General features: G+C 46.2%; 13 protein-coding genes. 8 read left to right on the plus strand and 5 right to left on the minus strand.

Features of this window, described 5'->3' with window-relative positions:
* Window positions 1-56: 56 nt before the first annotated feature.
* Window positions 57-1,583, minus strand: coding sequence for a bifunctional phosphoribosylaminoimidazolecarboxamide formyltransferase/IMP cyclohydrolase (gene purH / locus K4A83_RS09460; protein WP_265264258.1), 1,527 nt, complete (start codon window positions 1,581-1,583; stop codon window positions 57-59).
* Between the two features lie 281 nt (window positions 1,584-1,864).
* Here purH and K4A83_RS09465 point away from each other — a divergent pair, with 281 nt between their 5' ends.
* Window positions 1,865-2,611 carry a hypothetical protein gene (locus tag K4A83_RS09465; RefSeq protein WP_265264259.1) on the plus strand — a complete coding sequence of 249 codons (747 nt, stop codon included), beginning with the start codon at window positions 1,865-1,867 and terminating at the stop codon, window positions 2,609-2,611.
* 170 nt (window positions 2,612-2,781) lie between these two features.
* On the opposite strand, the gene K4A83_RS09470 is transcribed toward K4A83_RS09465, so the two are convergent.
* The gene (locus K4A83_RS09470; RefSeq protein ID WP_265264260.1) at window positions 2,782-3,708 is read right to left on the minus strand and encodes an isoaspartyl peptidase/L-asparaginase; all 927 of its coding nucleotides are present in this window, start codon (window positions 3,706-3,708) and stop codon (window positions 2,782-2,784) included.
* Window positions 3,709-3,838: 130 nt separating this feature from the next.
* Here K4A83_RS09470 and era point away from each other — a divergent pair, with 130 nt between their 5' ends.
* From era to K4A83_RS09495, 5 genes are all read left to right on the plus strand, one after another.
* Window positions 3,839-4,783, plus strand: a complete 945-nt coding sequence (gene era / locus K4A83_RS09475; protein WP_265264261.1) for a GTPase Era — start codon at window positions 3,839-3,841, stop codon at window positions 4,781-4,783.
* Window positions 4,784-4,848: 65 nt separating this feature from the next.
* On the plus strand, window positions 4,849-6,363 hold the full coding sequence (gene malQ, locus K4A83_RS09480) for a 4-alpha-glucanotransferase (RefSeq protein WP_265264262.1): 1,515 nt from the start codon (window positions 4,849-4,851) through the stop codon (window positions 6,361-6,363).
* A gap of 54 nt (window positions 6,364-6,417) precedes the next feature.
* Window positions 6,418-7,056, plus strand: a complete 639-nt coding sequence (locus K4A83_RS09485) for a transaldolase family protein (RefSeq protein WP_265264263.1) — start codon at window positions 6,418-6,420, stop codon at window positions 7,054-7,056.
* Between the two features lie 100 nt (window positions 7,057-7,156).
* Window positions 7,157-7,627, plus strand: coding sequence for a Dps family protein (locus tag K4A83_RS09490; protein ID WP_265264264.1), 471 nt, complete (start codon window positions 7,157-7,159; stop codon window positions 7,625-7,627).
* A gap of 153 nt (window positions 7,628-7,780) precedes the next feature.
* Complete coding sequence (locus tag K4A83_RS09495; RefSeq protein ID WP_265264265.1) at window positions 7,781-9,223, plus strand: FAD-binding domain-containing protein; 1,443 nt, start codon at window positions 7,781-7,783, stop codon at window positions 9,221-9,223.
* Here the strand turns inward: K4A83_RS09495 and K4A83_RS09500 are convergent.
* Together K4A83_RS09500 and csaB are read right to left on the minus strand one after the other, a co-directional pair.
* Complete coding sequence (locus K4A83_RS09500) at window positions 9,207-10,229, minus strand: AI-2E family transporter (protein ID WP_265264266.1); 1,023 nt, start codon at window positions 10,227-10,229, stop codon at window positions 9,207-9,209. The two genes, K4A83_RS09495 and K4A83_RS09500, sit on opposite strands and share 17 nt — an antisense overlap.
* Window positions 10,230-10,316: 87 nt before the next feature.
* The gene (gene csaB / locus K4A83_RS09505) at window positions 10,317-11,384 is read right to left on the minus strand and encodes a polysaccharide pyruvyl transferase CsaB (RefSeq protein ID WP_265264268.1); all 1,068 of its coding nucleotides are present in this window, start codon (window positions 11,382-11,384) and stop codon (window positions 10,317-10,319) included.
* 162 nt (window positions 11,385-11,546) lie between these two features.
* Between csaB and K4A83_RS09510 the strand changes: the two genes are divergently transcribed.
* Together K4A83_RS09510 and K4A83_RS09515 are read left to right on the plus strand one after the other, a co-directional pair.
* The gene (locus tag K4A83_RS09510) at window positions 11,547-12,062 is read left to right on the plus strand and encodes a hypothetical protein (RefSeq protein WP_265264269.1); all 516 of its coding nucleotides are present in this window, start codon (window positions 11,547-11,549) and stop codon (window positions 12,060-12,062) included.
* A 232-nt stretch (window positions 12,063-12,294) separates the two neighbouring features.
* Window positions 12,295-12,681: a response regulator gene (locus K4A83_RS09515; RefSeq protein WP_265264270.1), complete on the plus strand. Its 387-nt coding sequence runs from the start codon at window positions 12,295-12,297 to the stop codon at window positions 12,679-12,681.
* 337 nt (window positions 12,682-13,018) lie between these two features.
* On the opposite strand, the gene K4A83_RS09520 is transcribed toward K4A83_RS09515, so the two are convergent.
* Complete coding sequence (locus tag K4A83_RS09520) at window positions 13,019-14,497, minus strand: diguanylate cyclase domain-containing protein (RefSeq protein WP_265264271.1); 1,479 nt, start codon at window positions 14,495-14,497, stop codon at window positions 13,019-13,021.
* Between the last annotated feature and the right edge of the window lie 103 nt (window positions 14,498-14,600).

Consider the following 14,600-nt stretch of genomic DNA (forward strand, 5'->3'; position numbering starts at 1 on the left):
CCCCTGCTCCCCTGCTCCCCGACTCCCGACTCCCCGAGTTATTCAGCAAGCCCTGTTTAGTGGAGGAAATGACGAATTCCCGTCAAGACCATCACTAGCCCTAACTCATTAGCCGCCGCGATAGAATCTTGATCCCGAATCGATCCCCCCGGCTGAATAATCGTTTTAATCCCAGCCGCCGCCGCAGACCGCACCGAGTCATCAAAGGGGAAAAAGCCATCACTGGCTAAACAAGCGCCTTGAGCGGCCTCTCCGGCTTGTTCTAGAGCGATTTTCGCCGCCCCTACCCGGTTCATTTGACCTGCCCCCACGCCCAAGGTTACGCGATCGCGAGTAATCACAATGGCATTGGATTTAACGTGCTTCGCCACCTTCCAAGCAAACAGCATTTCAGCTAATTCTGCCTCCGTGGGTTTCTTCTCCGTCACCAGTTGCCACTCATCGGGCAAATCCACCCGGTCATCGGTATCCTGAACTAAAAAGCCCCCCGCAATGACCTTAACCGTCGTTGCCGTCCCCGTCATCAAATCTGGCAACACCAACACCCGTAACTTAGACTTTTTAGCGAGAATTTCCTTAGCTTCCGGCGTACAATCTGGGGCCACAATACATTCTAAAAAGGTTTTCGTCATAGCCTGCGCCGTTGCCCCATCAATAGCTTGATTTAACGCTACAATCCCCCCAAACGCTGAGGTAGAATCAGCATTAAACGCCTTTTCGTAGGCTTCCGCTAAAGTAGCCCCCATCGCCACCCCGCAGGGATTAGTATGTTTTAACACCGCCGCCGCCGGTTCCCCAGTAAACTCGCGAATAATCCGCCTAGCGGCTTCTAAATCCACCAAATTGTTATAACTCAGTTCCTTACCCTGTAACTTAATTGCCCCAGTCCAGCCTTCCTCACTGGTTTTATACCAACTTGCGGGTTGATGGGGGTTTTCGCCATAGCGTAGGGTTTGAATGGGAGTCCCTGACAGGGTAAACGGTGTCGGACTGCCCGTAATTTGGGCAAAATAAGCCGAAATCGCCCGGTCATAAGCCGCCGTCATCATAAACCCTTCCATTGCCCTCCCTTGGCGGAATTCGAGGGAAACATTGCCCCCACCGTTGCGCAATTCGGTTAAATAGTCCTCATAGCGGGTCGGATTACAGAGTACGGTTAAATGGGCGTAATTCTTCGAGGCCGCACGGAGGAGCGTCGGGCCGCCGATATCAATATTTTCAATGGCATCCGCTACGGTGACATCGGGTTTAGCAATGGTTTGTTCAAAGGGGTAGAGATTGACAACCACTAAATCTAGAGGACGGATGTCATTATTGGCTAAGTCGGTCAAATCTGCTTCTAAATCCCGACGAGCTAAGATTCCCCCATGTATGCGTGGGTGTAGGGTTTTCACCCGTCCGCCGAGAATTTCCGGTGAACCTGTATAATCACTCACTTTTTTGACCGGAATCCCAGCTTCTTGTAGGACTTTTGCCGTGCCACCACTACTGATGAGTTCAAAGTCGAAGTTTTCCACCAGTTGACGGGCTAACTCGACGATTCCGGTTTTGTCACTGACGCTGAGTAGGGCTAGTTTCCCCATGACGATTCTCCACAATACGGCAAGTGGTTATTATGGGGCTAAAATGTCCGGTTTTGGTCATTTGCAAGGGAAGTTTTAACTTCTCTGGGTGCATCGCTGCGTTTTAGCACCCGGAGGGATAAGAGAGGACATCCTCATTTTGTACTGTGTTGGTCTGCCATCTTCCATTCAGCTTAGGGAAAAGATAGTTCATACGTTCTTCCTGTGACTTTTTGTGCTAAAATTGCGAATAAAAGCTGATCTGGTTAGGGTCGGGGAGAACTTCACATATAGGAGAAAATATGTCATTGAAATTTCATTTCGTAGTTGGGGTTGAAGGAACGGGTCATCACATGATTCGTGCAGTACTGTCTAACCACATAAATCAAAGTGATTCAGTTTTTGAAGGTAAGTGGCACAAGATTCTGGCTGAACATTGGGATTGTGAACTAAGACTTAAAAACGATAAGAAGCTATTTGGCCTTTCAAAGAATACAAATCTGAAAAAAGCACTACGAAGTGCCTTTGAAGAATATAAACAACAGAATGTGATTCATCTGTTTGAAAATAGTTCATTTCCATACGAACAACCGAGAGCAACTCTCCGCCGTCCAGACATTATAGAGTTTTCCGCACTGATGGAAGATATTCAGGATTGTGTTGAAGTTCAGTATTTAATCCTCTATCGCAATCCAATTTCAGCCACTTACAGTGCTATTCGCAGAAAATTCACTGACAATATCTACCTGCAAGCAAAGATCGCAGAAAGCAATTTTATTTACATAGAGCGTCAATTCAGTACAATACCTAAAGACAATTATCGGGTCATTCACTTCGAAGAGTTTTTGGATCAACCCGAAGAACATCTCAGAAAACTCGCAGACTGGTGGAGGCTTGATTATAAGACAGTTGCTCCTGGGCTTCTAAAACTTCGTAAACCATCAGGACTTTCAAAAGTTCCTGAGGAGGATAAAGAGTTTTTAGAAAGTTTTTTCAACAGTCAGCGTATTGCACAGTGGGAAGGTTTTTATAATAGCAATAAACTTTAAAGCTGACTTCAGGGGGGACGCTGAGACTCAAATAGATTGTTCAATTGGGACTCTATCAACCAACCTAAAGTCAGCAGGAACCGCCCGTTATACCCGTAGGGTGAGCGGGGGAGAACTTCAACAGAACCTAATGCTTTATTGAAGGGATTGGGTGATTCCTTTTCTAGGGTTTAACAGGAACCGCTTAACTCTTCGCCTAGGCCGTGCCATTCTAGGGTGTCGCCAATGGTGGTTCCATTGTGGTAGGCGGCGAGGATGATATCACAGGTTTTTCCCCAAGCGATCGCACCTGTATGATCCAAAGCAATCACCCCTAAATCCCGTTGATTCTCCCGTGACTCAGCCATTGAACGCTCCATGGCTTCCCCTAATGGCAACCCATCTGTCACCCGAATGACGATTCTCGCCGCTAAACACTCGTTAATGATATCCTCCCCAATCCCTGTACAACTGACTCCCGCCATCGAGGTGGCATAATTCCCCGCAGGCATGGCTGAATCACTCACCCGACCAATGCGTTCAAACCCTTTCCCCCCGGTCGAAGTCCCCGCCGCAATGCGTCCCTCTTGGTCTAAAGCCACGACTCCAATAGTCCCCCGTCCAGCTTCCTCATCGGCGATTAAACGCGCCATATCCCGGGAGAAATCGTTTTTTCGTTCTTCTACCCATTCTTTTAAGCGGGAGTCGGTTAAAGGGTTATAAATGGGGGTGTTTAACTCTCGCAATAACTCCGCGGCCCCATAATCCGATAACACCCGGTCTGACTCATTTTGTAAAAATTGCGCTAACTCAATGGGATTCTTGGTCCGCGAGACATTAATCACTCCACTAAAACGCTGGGCTGTACCATCCATCAAGGAGGCACTCATGCGCACTTGACCATCAGACTGTAATACGGAGCCAGTCCCAGCATTAAACCGGGGTTCATCTTCGAGTTGCTTACAGCCCAACACTACCGCATCCACAGCACTCCCCCCCTGTAATAACAGATCATAGGTGGTTTGAACAATCTGGTGTAGCGACTGACGAACGCTGTTTAATCCCCCTTTATCATCAAGAGAACTTGCGCCGCCGTGAATAATTAATTTGGGTTGCATGGGTGCTTATCTAAATCCTGTAAAGGTTGAGCATTCCTGATTTTACCCCGAATTTTGACCTCTGGTAGTTCGTGGATTTATCAAGGAGCGTGCGAAAATAGAGGAACTATCTTAGGGATTTTGTCAAGATATGGAAAACCAACTACCTTATGACGAACAGCCGATTATTCCGACAGCACCTCCGGGTTTTAAATCGGGGTTTGTGGGGATTATCGGACGACCCAATGTCGGGAAGTCTACGTTAATGAATGAATTAGTGGGACAAAAAATTGCCATTACTTCTCCGGTGTCCCAAACGACGCGCAATCGTCTGCGGGGGATTCTGTCTACTCCGGAAACTCAGATCATTTTTGTGGACACTCCGGGGATTCATAAACCTCACCATGAGTTAGGAAAAATTTTGGTTCAGAATGCACGCCTGGCGATTGAATCGGTGGATGTGGTGCTGTTAGTGGTGGATAGTACCGTAGAGGCGGGAGGAGGCGATCGCTACATTGCCGAATTACTCCACAATATCCCCGCTCCCGTCATTTTAGGCCTGAACAAATCTGATCAACAACCCCCCGAAGCCGAGGCCTTAGATGAAAGTTATCGCCATCTTGACGTTCATCAACGCTGGAAATTCTGCAAATTTTCGGCCCTCACGGGACAAAATCTAGACCATTTACAATCCCTTTTAATTGACCAATTACCCACGGGTCCCTATTACTATCCCCCGGATTTAGTCACAGATCAACCGGAACGTTTTATTATGGGTGAATTAATCCGGGAACAGGTGTTATATCTCACCCGCCAAGAAGTCCCTCACTCGGTCGCTGTGACTATTGAGAAGGTCGAGGAAGCCCCCAAAATTACCCGCGTTTATGCCGCGATTAATGTGGAACGAAAATCTCAAAAAGGGATTTTAATTGGCAAAGGGGGCAGTATGTTAAAGGCTATTGGTACGGCGGCTCGGGAGCAAATTCAAAAGTTAATCTCGGGCAAAGTATATTTAGAAATCTTTGTCAAGGTTCAACCCAAATGGCGACAGTCTCGGCTTCATTTATCTGAGTTTGGCTATCAGGTTGATAAGTAGGTTTTGCCCTCGGGTCTAAACGAGGGCTATACTAAACAATAGATTGATCAATTACAGGTTTGATTATGCCTTTTGAACGCGCCAGTGGAATTCTCTTACACCCAACCTCCCTACCCAGTCGTTTTGGCATTGGGGACTTAGGACAGTCTGCCTATGAGTTTGTGGATTTTTTGGTTAAAAGTGGACAAAAACTCTGGCAGATTTTACCCCTAGGGCCGACGGGTTATGAACATTCTCCCTATACGATGAATTTTAGTGCTTTTGGGGGCAATCCTTTATTAATTAGCTTGGAACAATTGGCTGCGCAAGGATTGCTGAATGGGGAAGATTTAAACCCTTTAACGGGAGATGATATTGAGGTGGATCGGGTGAATTATGATCGAGTAATTGCCCATAAAAGTCCCTATCTTGCACAAGCCTATGAGGTGTTTAAGCAGCAGTTAAAAACAACCCCTGATCCCGTTTTTGAACAGTTTTGTCGAGATCAAGCTTGGTGGTTGGATGATTATGTCTTGTTTATGGCGATTCATGAACAACAGCCGGATAAAATGTGGCAGGAGTGGGAAGGGGGTTTAGCCCGGCGAGATCCGGTGAGGTTAAAGGAAAAAAGGGAGGAATTAGCGGATCGGATTTTGTACCATAAGTTTGTGCAGTATATTTTCTTTGAACAGTGGACAAAGTTAAGAAAATATGCTAATGAAAAGGGGATTCAAATTATTGGCGATGTGTCGATTTATGTCTGTGAAAATAGCGCGGAGGTGTGGTCCCATCCGGAGATTTTCAAGTTAGATGCTCAGACTTTAGAACCGTTATATCGGGCGGGGGTCCCGCCGGATTATTTCAGCGCGACGGGGCAGTTGTGGGGCAATCCGGTTTATGATTGGGACAAGTTACAAGAGACGGGTTTTGCTTGGTGGATTGAACGGTTTCGGGCGACGTTGCAGTATGTGGATGTAGTGCGGATTGATCATTTTCGCGGTTTTGAGGCCTATTGGCAGGTGCCAGGGAAGGAAACTAATGCGATTAAGGGGGAGTGGATTCCTTGTCCGGGGGGAGAGTTTTTTGAGACGCTGGGGCAACAGTTGGGGAGTTTGCCTGTGTTGGCGGAGGATTTGGGGATTATTACTCCAGAGGTGGAGGAGTTGCGCGATCGCTTCGATTTCCCCGGTATGAAAATTTTGCTCTTTGCCTTTGGGGGAGGGGCAGATCATCCCTATTTACCCCATAATTTCCCCCGGAACTGTTTGGTCTATACGGGAACCCATGATAATGATACAACCTTGGGCTGGTGGGCGAAGGCCGAGGAGACGGAACGGCAAAATGTGGCGAAATATCTGGGCTATGATAGCCCGGAGGAGATTCCCGAGGTGCATTGGGGCTTAATTCGTTTAGCCTTAAGTTCGGTGGCCAATCAGGCGATTATTCCTCTACAGGATCTCTTGGGTTTGGATAATCGAGGCCGGATGAATGATCCTAGTGTGAATGCAGGGAATTGGCGCTGGCGTTATGAAAGTTCGGCTCAACTGAGTGATGCTCTGGCCGAGCGACTGGGAACGTTGACCGAGTTGTATAATCGGTGACATCCTCCCGACAGTCTCCTCTGGAGATTGTGCGGGATTTTCTAAGTTGGGATTATGGTACTTTATCTAGATTCGGCACAGATTGAAGAAGCTCAACAGGTGATTCAGTGGGGGTGGGTGAAGGGGATTACGACGAATCCCACTCTCTTGGCGAAAAGTCCTCTCCCCCCTCTCACGACGCTGGAAAAGTTGACGGCGATTTGTCCGGGAGAGTTATATTATCAACTCACCTCGGTGGACTTTGAGGGAATGGTGCAGGAAGCGGCTCAAGCGCGGGAAGTGGTGGGGGAAAAGTTGGTGTTAAAGATTCCGGCTACTCCTTTGGGTTTTACTGTCGCGGCGCATCTTTCGGGACAAATTGCCTGTTCCATTACGGCTATTTATAGTGCAGCACAGGCGGTTGTTGCGGCAGAAGCGGGGGCAAAATATGCGATCGCCTACGTCAATCGGGCTAGTCGTTTACTCGGAGATGGCATTGCCTTAGTCTACGAAATGGCACAGGTTTTACAACATACCCCCACCCAAATTTTAGCCGCTAGTTTAAAATCTTCCGCCGAAGCAGCCGGAGCGATTCAAGCGGGGGCCCACCATCTCACCCTACCCCTCGCCATGTTACAAGCGCTGACCTCTCATGAATATTCCGAACAAACGGTAGAAGAATTTCGAGCCAATGGCCGAGGAATTGCCCTGTGACATCCTCCCGGCAGTTAGCTAAACCGGATGCCCGACCCACTACTTGACAAATCAAAGTCATAACGAGTATGATTAAGAAGTCGAAACGGAGATTGAATGTATGGAAGCCCCAGTGAATATCGGTATCTCAGAAGGCGATCGCAAGAGTATTGTGGAAGGCTTATCCCGCTTATTAGCCGACACCTACACCTTGTACTTGAAAACCCATAACTTCCACTGGAACGTTACCGGGCCAATGTTTCAATCCCTGCATACCTTATTTGAGACGCAATACACCGAACTAGCGCTGGCTGTAGATGCGATCGCCGAACGGATTCGCACCTTGGGTTATCCTGCACCCGGGAGTTATAGTGAATATGCCGAACTGAGTTCCATTGCAGAAACACGGGGCGTTCCCGAAGCCACCGACATGATTCGCCTCCTTGTGGAAGCCAATGAAGCCGTCGTGCGCACAGCGAGAGCCGCTTTCCCCAACGCAGAAAAAGCCAATGACGAATCAACCGTTGATTTATTAGTGGAACGGATGAGCATTCACGAAAAGGCCGCCTGGATGCTGCGTAGTATGCTTTAACAAATTTGCCGTGAATTCCCCATGCCCTTGTGGGCGGAGGAGTTAACGCCCATTCCCTCATCTTCCTACACCGTTTTTCCACAGAGGAGAACGGTGTATAGTTTTCTTTGCTAAAAAAATAGAAGCGGGAAGCCCCAACAGGAACAAGCCATCATGAGCAAAACGATTTTATTCTGGCATCGGCGCGATTTGCGTTTAACCGATCATTTAGGACTCAATCGCGCCCAACAATATAGCCAAACCCACCGATGCAAAATGATCAGTTTATTTTGCTTCGACCCTAATATATTACAACGAGATGATATTGCCCCCGCCCGTGTTGCCTACCTCATCGGTTGTTTAGCCGACCTACAACAACAGTATCAAAAACAGGGCAGTGATTTATACTTTTTCTCCGTAAAACCCCAAGAACTTTTACCCAAACTCGCCCAAACATTAAACAGTGAAGCTGTTTTTTGGACAGAAGACGTAGAACCCTATGCCAGAAAACGAGATGAGGAAATTAAAACCCAATTAGAGCAACTGGGGATTAACGTTTTTACCGTTTGGGATCAACTTTTACACCCTCCCGGCGACATTCAAACCAAAACCGGAGAACCCTATAAAGTCTATACACCCTTTTGGAAAAACTGGCTCAAACAGCCCAAACTTGACCCCGTTGGTCTGATTCAACCTTTAACCCCCTTAACCGACTCAGAACAGCAAATTATCCAAAAATTGGGGGCGATTTCTTTACCGACTGCCCAAGCTTTAGGCTATTCTTGGGAAAATGGTTTTTTACTCAATCCCGGCAGGAATGCCGCAGAGGAAAGACTCGCACAATTTTGTGATCAGGCGCTAGTATTCTATGACGAACAACGAAATTTTCCCGCCCTTGATGGCACATCTTTATTAAGTCCAGCCTTAAAATTTGGTGTGTTAGGAATTCGCCAAATCTGGCAACAAGCGGCAGAACTTTATAGCACAGTGCGCAGTGATGAAGCGCGCAATAATATCCAAACTTGGCAACAAGAACTTGCTTGGCGGGAATTTTATCAACACGCTTTATATTTTTTCCCAGAATTGGCAGAAGGCCCCTATCGAGAGGCCTTTCAAGATTTCCCTTGGGATAATAATGAAGACCATTTTCAAGCCTGGTGTGAGGGCAAAACAGGTTATCCCATTGTAGATGCTGCCATGCGTCAATTAAATGAAACCGGATGGATGCACAATCGTTGTCGGATGATTGTGGCCAGTTTTTTAACCAAAGATTTAATCATTGATTGGCGTTGGGGTGAAAAATACTTTATGCAAACCCTGGTTGATGGGGATTTAGCCGCGAATAATGGGGGGTGGCAGTGGAGCGCTTCGAGTGGGATGGATCCGAAACCATTACGCATTTTTAATCCAGCTAGTCAAGCTCAAAAATTTGACCCTGAAGGGGAATATATTCGCCAATGGGTGAGAGAATTAAGTTCAGTGGATAGTGAATATTTAGTAACGGGAAAAATCCCCAAGTCAGAACGAGAAGCTTGTGGTTATCCTGCGCCTATTGTAGACCATAAACGACAACAGGCGGAGTTTAAAGCACGCTATAAACTTATTCGTCTGTCTTAGGGGTTTCGACTTGACTTAAACTAATAATGACACCAGCCACGGGAATGGCTAAAAAGACTCCTAATAATCCCGCAATTCTCGCCCCAACGAGTAGGGCAAAAAACATAATAACGGGGTTTAAGTTGATGGAGTCTTTCATAATGTGAGGCATGAGTAAGTTTTCTTCGACTTGTTGTAAGACAACACAGGTGATTAAAACTTTTACGCCGAGCCAAATTCCTTGGGGAAGTAAAATGAGAGTGACAAGACTAATGCCAAGGGTTGCCCCAATGCCGGGGATGAGGTCAAATACTCCGGCAATGACAGCTAAAATGAGACTGTAGGGGACTTTTAATAAGGCAAAGACAATTAAACAGGAAATACCAAAGAAAATGGAGAGTAGGAGTCTGCCCCAAAAAAAGCCTAAAAAGTTGTCTTGGATGGCGGTGTTAATCGGTTCTCGTAAATAGGGGGGAAACTGTTTTAAGATGAATTCCCAAATGGGCAAACCATCGAGGAGCATAAAAAAAGCAACAACGGCGATGAAAATGAGGTTAACGAGGTTATAGAGGAAGCTTTGAATGGTGGATAGTCCCATGCCTAAACCTGCTACAATTTGGTCTTGTAGTTGGTCTTCAATGGCGCTGACGTTGGCTCTGATGTTCCAGTTTGCGAGTAGATTTTGTAATTCATCTAGGACTTCACTGAGGGATTCTAACCATTCGGGAGATTGACTTAAAAGTTGTTCGGCTTGGGCTAGGATTGTAATCCCTAGGGGAATAGTTAAACCGACAAAAAGGGCTAAAGTTAGCCCAAAAACAAGGCCGACGGCCAGGGTATGGGGGAGAATTCTTTTAAGAAATTGAACGGGATAGTTGAGTAAAAAGGCGAGGATGGCGGCGAAGGTGAAGATGATAATAACGTGTTCAAAGTAGGCTAAGAGTTCGACAATGGCCCAACCAAGGACAAAGATGAGTAGATAGCGCACCAATTGGGAAGTCTGGAGATGATTTAATAGGGCTTTCATGAAAGAAACTGGGTTTCTGGATGGGGCATCGTTTTCAATTTTCTGGTGAGGGGTTGGGTTTCGCGATCGCCGGGACATTACGGGACATTAATTGATGACTTGCCAGAGTAGTTGTTGATGAAGGCAAGCGGCATCACGGAGGGCTTGAATTTTGTTAGGACTTAGGGGGGTTTTGGCGTGATAATGGGTGAGCCATGTTTCATAGAGGGTGTCGGGATTGTCGGGGAGTTGGCTTAATTCCCAGCCGGGGAGATTTAAGCTGTGCATAAGTTGGGTGACTTTAGGATCATAGCTGAGGGCGAAACAGGGGGAGGATTGGGCGGCGGCCATGATGAGGGTATGGAGTCGCATTCCGATGGTGAATTGTACTTGGTTGAAGAGTCCTTTAAGTTGCCGGGGATCTTCTAGGGTGAGGATTTGATGCTTTCCGGGGAGTTGGGGGGCGATCGCCTCGGCTAAGGGCAAGTCTTGGCTTTTTTGGAAGGGGACGAATAGGATCAGGCTCTCTGTGGTAGCTTGCAGGCGCGCTAAGGCTTGGGAGAGGTGTTGTAGACGTTTTTGGGTCAAGGTGGGGTGAGGACGCAAATTAACGGCAATAATGGGGGAATCTAGGGAGACGGGGGGGGCGGTGGCCTCTAAGGCCCAAACGGGATCGGGAGCAAGGGCGGCATTGATCCCCCACTGGCTGAGGAGTTGGGCCGAGGCGGCATCCCTTACGCTGATGGCATGACAGCCTTGTAAGACTTGCCGGGTCAGCCATTGGGTAAAGGGACGCTTGAGGGGGCCGATGCCTTGGGCCCAGGCGATGGTTTTGAGGCCTCGTTGCTGGGCGAGCGCCATTAAACCCCCATAATAGATGGGGCTGGCTAAACTGGTGACATCCTGCATTAAGCTGCCTCCCCCCCAGATGAAGTAATCGGATTGCTGTAGGCAGTCTAGGATTCTAAAGGCGGAGGTGCGATCGCAGGTTTGAACCTGATATCGTTTAAAGGTGTCTTGGGGATTGCCCGACATCACAATGGGCTGCACGGTGGGGGGTAACATTTGTAAGAGGGTGGCGAGTAGGGCTTCATCGCCTCCGTTGCCTTTGCCGTAATAGCCGCATAGAATGGCCTTAGAATGTGTTGCGGTGCGATCGCCCATAAGTTCCCCCATCTCAAGTAATCTCGTATAATGTAGGGAGGGATGCTGTTGATGTCAATGTTTGAGTATTAACAGCGTTTGAGTGCTAACGGCTCATAGCCCGACTGATTCCTCCCCTCCCGCCTGCTCCCCCTATTGTGTTTTCTTAACTCCTTTCTCCTTCACTTCTCGATCATGTCTAACTTCATTATTTGGGAACATAACAGCACAGATATCCACAATTCAGAAGTCTTTCTTCAGGTTAAACAGTGGTGGGAAAGTTTAGCCGGACAAGAGATGATCTTTGCTCAACGTTTGCTTTCTTCTTCTGAGTCCGTTCAGGATTTAGATTGGTCGCCCCAACGCTTTGATGAGACTGTCACCCTCACCAATACTCGCGTTGGTGGGATTACTTTATATTGGTCTAAACAAGAGGAAGAATTTGAACATAGTATTACCCTGCGTAAGCTAGAATTTCATCCGGGTCGTCAGGAACTCTACATTTATTCTCAAGCACAACAGCAATTAGTGATTCGGGTTTCTGCTCCCACAATTCAGTACAATACCATCACCTTAACTAAACCCAATATCGCCGGGGCAAAGTTGGGAGCAAATACTGTGATTTTATTTCAAGATCCCACAGAACAGTTAGAGTTAAAAGTCACGTTAGATACAGTGGCAGTGGAAAAACTCCGTCACATTTTAAGTTGATTTTTGGTTAAGTGAGTTTTTGGCGAATTTCTAGCTCAACCCCATTGAATCGACTAAGGAGAGTTAATCATGATAGGTTGATCCCAACCTATCTCTTCTCGTCTCTGAACTTGTCTCTCTCCGAAATTTCCACATTGTCAACTCCTGTATAAATCAGGTAATGTGATTGCCTGTTCTCTCCAGTCCGTGAAAACTAACCCTAAGTGATGTAGCATTTCCGTAAAAGTAATCAATGAGCAATAAAACCCTATTAGTGATTGATGATGAAGAACGTATTCTCGAAGTCGTAAAAGCCTGTTTAGAAGACTTAGGAGGCTGGAACACAATTACAGTCCAATCCAGTCAAGAAGGATTACAACGGCTGGATACGGATTCCTTTGATGCTATTCTCCTAGACATTTCCATGCCAGATTTAGATGGCTTTCAATTTTTCGATCAATTGCAACAAAACGACAGTCGTAGCCAAACACCTGTTATTCTGTTAACGGCGAAAGCCTTGCCGGAGGATCGGGAGAAGTTCGCACAGATGGGGATTGCTGGGGTAATCACGAAACCGTTTAATCCCTTGACGTTGTGCGATCGCGTTGCCGATTTTTTAGGCTGGGATGTTTCGGTGTGAACTAGAAAATTTTCCCCTTCTGGCTCAGTCCTCATATTTTCCTTATTTTTTGCTGCTACAGTGAAACTGCAATCGGGAGAAGTGAGTGTACAACTCAAAGAACTGATCAAAAGACAAGACGGTGATTGTTTGCCGTGAGGTGTTCCTATACATGGGGTGTAGTTCGCCCGTACTTGTCTTTCAGATTGATCCCTTGAACGCTTGAATCCTTCCCTTTTGATTTGATCCCATACCCCAACTGATCTGATTCCCTCACAGAGTCCGTGCTAGATAAGCCTCCTAAGAGCGATGCGGACTCTATTTTATTGGAAGTTAAATCCAGAGAATTGATGGCTGATTACTGTTCAGTGACTTGAACAGGACAAGATTGAGCGATCGCAATACAATTACGTCCTAACTCTTTCGCTTGATACATGGCCTCATCAGCACTTTGAATTAACTGTTCAGGCAGGGCATTGCCACAAGGATATAAAGTTGCTACCCCTAAACTCATTGTTACCCAACGACTCACCGAAGATAACAAATGGGGAATTTCTAAATTGCGCACCGCTTGTTGAATCCCATGAGCCACTCGTAAGGCTCCCTGTAAATTAGTATTGGGCAAAATAATCGCAAATTCTTCCCCCCCATAGCGTGCCACTAAATCACTCGGACGCTGTACGCTACTCTCCATCACTTTAGCCACACGACATAAACAATCATCTCCCTGTTGATGCCCATAACAATCATTGTAAAGTTTGAAATGGTCTACATCACACATAATCAAAGAAATCGCCGACTGTTCCCGTCTAGAACGCTTCCATTGTTGTTGTAAATAGTAATCAAATTGACGACGATTGGCAATTTGGGTTAAGCCATCAATGGCCACTAAACGCTGAAGTTTTTCGTTAAAACGTTCTAGCTTTTGGTAGAGTTGGGCTTGATGAATGGCAATGGCTAATTGAATAGTCACCTGCTTTAACAAATCAATCTCCCACTCTTGCCACTGACGGGCTTGGAAACATTGATGAACAGAGAGCAAACCCCACAACTCCTGTTCTAAAACAATGGGAACTAATACCACGGCTCGAATCTGATGCTGTTCAAAATCTCTCAGATCCTCTAAATTTAATCCCACCTGTTTTACATCATGCAGGGCTATTTTACTATCCGCTTCAATCGGTAAAAATAAAAGGGGAGAAAAATAACAGTTATTAAAGGATTGATGCAGTAAAGAAGGAGCATTACTAACAACGGATTCGGCAATAAAATGAGAGTAGCCCGACAGAGAAAATTTATAAATCGCCGCTTGATCTACTCCTAGAAAATGCCGAATTTCTATGACTGTTGTTTCTAAAATAACCGACAGTTCTAAGGAAGCATGAATCCGTCTAGCAATTTCAACTAACAATTGTTCCCGTCGTCTTTGTTGGCGCACAGTCTCCAAAATTTGCGCCCGTTCAATCGCATAGCGAATTCCCCGCACTAATCGTTCCCCCAAATATTCTCCCTTGACAAAATAATCCTGCGCGCCTTCCCGCAGAGCTTGTAATGCTAACTGATCATCTTTAACTCCGGTTAAAACGACAACCGGAATATTAGGGAAAGTTTTTTGAATTTTCTTGAGGGCTTGTAGTTCTTGATTTTGGGGCAACAGTAAATCTAAAATAATAGCATCAAAAGCATCTTGATGTAAAAGAATAAAAGATGATTTTAGATCAGTAACATGGTTGATTAAAAACTCATTCGGTGCTATATTACTTAAGGATGTTTTTAAAAAAAGAGCATCCGTTTGGCTATCTTCAATTAATAAAATCTTGAAAGCAGAAGGATTCATTCCCTAGATCCGGTAGTTTCATCAAGTTAAGAAAAGAGCAACTCAATTAAAAGTTAGGACTCTTATTTCATTTTGACTGAAATTTTAGACTTCTGCCATAATG

This window comes from Spirulina subsalsa FACHB-351, assembly GCF_026130165.1.
GTDB classification, from domain to species: Bacteria; Cyanobacteriota; Cyanobacteriia; order Cyanobacteriales; family Spirulinaceae; genus Spirulina_A; species Spirulina_A subsalsa_A.

Coding starts and splice junctions, on each gene's coding strand:
- purH (WP_265264258.1), bottom strand. CDS start 1,583: ATGGGGAAACTAGCCCTACTCAGCGTCAGTGACAAAACCGGAATCGTC.
- K4A83_RS09465 (WP_265264259.1), top strand. CDS start 1,865: ATGTCATTGAAATTTCATTTCGTAGTTGGGGTTGAAGGAACGGGTCAT.
- K4A83_RS09470 (WP_265264260.1), bottom strand. CDS start 3,708: ATGCAACCCAAATTAATTATTCACGGCGGCGCAAGTTCTCTTGATGAT.
- era (WP_265264261.1), top strand. CDS start 3,839: ATGGAAAACCAACTACCTTATGACGAACAGCCGATTATTCCGACAGCA.
- malQ (WP_265264262.1), top strand. CDS start 4,849: ATGCCTTTTGAACGCGCCAGTGGAATTCTCTTACACCCAACCTCCCTA.
- K4A83_RS09485 (WP_265264263.1), top strand. CDS start 6,418: ATGGTACTTTATCTAGATTCGGCACAGATTGAAGAAGCTCAACAGGTG.
- K4A83_RS09490 (WP_265264264.1), top strand. CDS start 7,157: ATGGAAGCCCCAGTGAATATCGGTATCTCAGAAGGCGATCGCAAGAGT.
- K4A83_RS09495 (WP_265264265.1), top strand. CDS start 7,781: ATGAGCAAAACGATTTTATTCTGGCATCGGCGCGATTTGCGTTTAACC.
- K4A83_RS09500 (WP_265264266.1), bottom strand. CDS start 10,229: ATGAAAGCCCTATTAAATCATCTCCAGACTTCCCAATTGGTGCGCTAT.
- csaB (WP_265264268.1), bottom strand. CDS start 11,384: ATGGGGGAACTTATGGGCGATCGCACCGCAACACATTCTAAGGCCATT.
- K4A83_RS09510 (WP_265264269.1), top strand. CDS start 11,547: ATGTCTAACTTCATTATTTGGGAACATAACAGCACAGATATCCACAAT.
- K4A83_RS09515 (WP_265264270.1), top strand. CDS start 12,295: ATGAGCAATAAAACCCTATTAGTGATTGATGATGAAGAACGTATTCTC.
- K4A83_RS09520 (WP_265264271.1), bottom strand. CDS start 14,497: ATGAATCCTTCTGCTTTCAAGATTTTATTAATTGAAGATAGCCAAACG.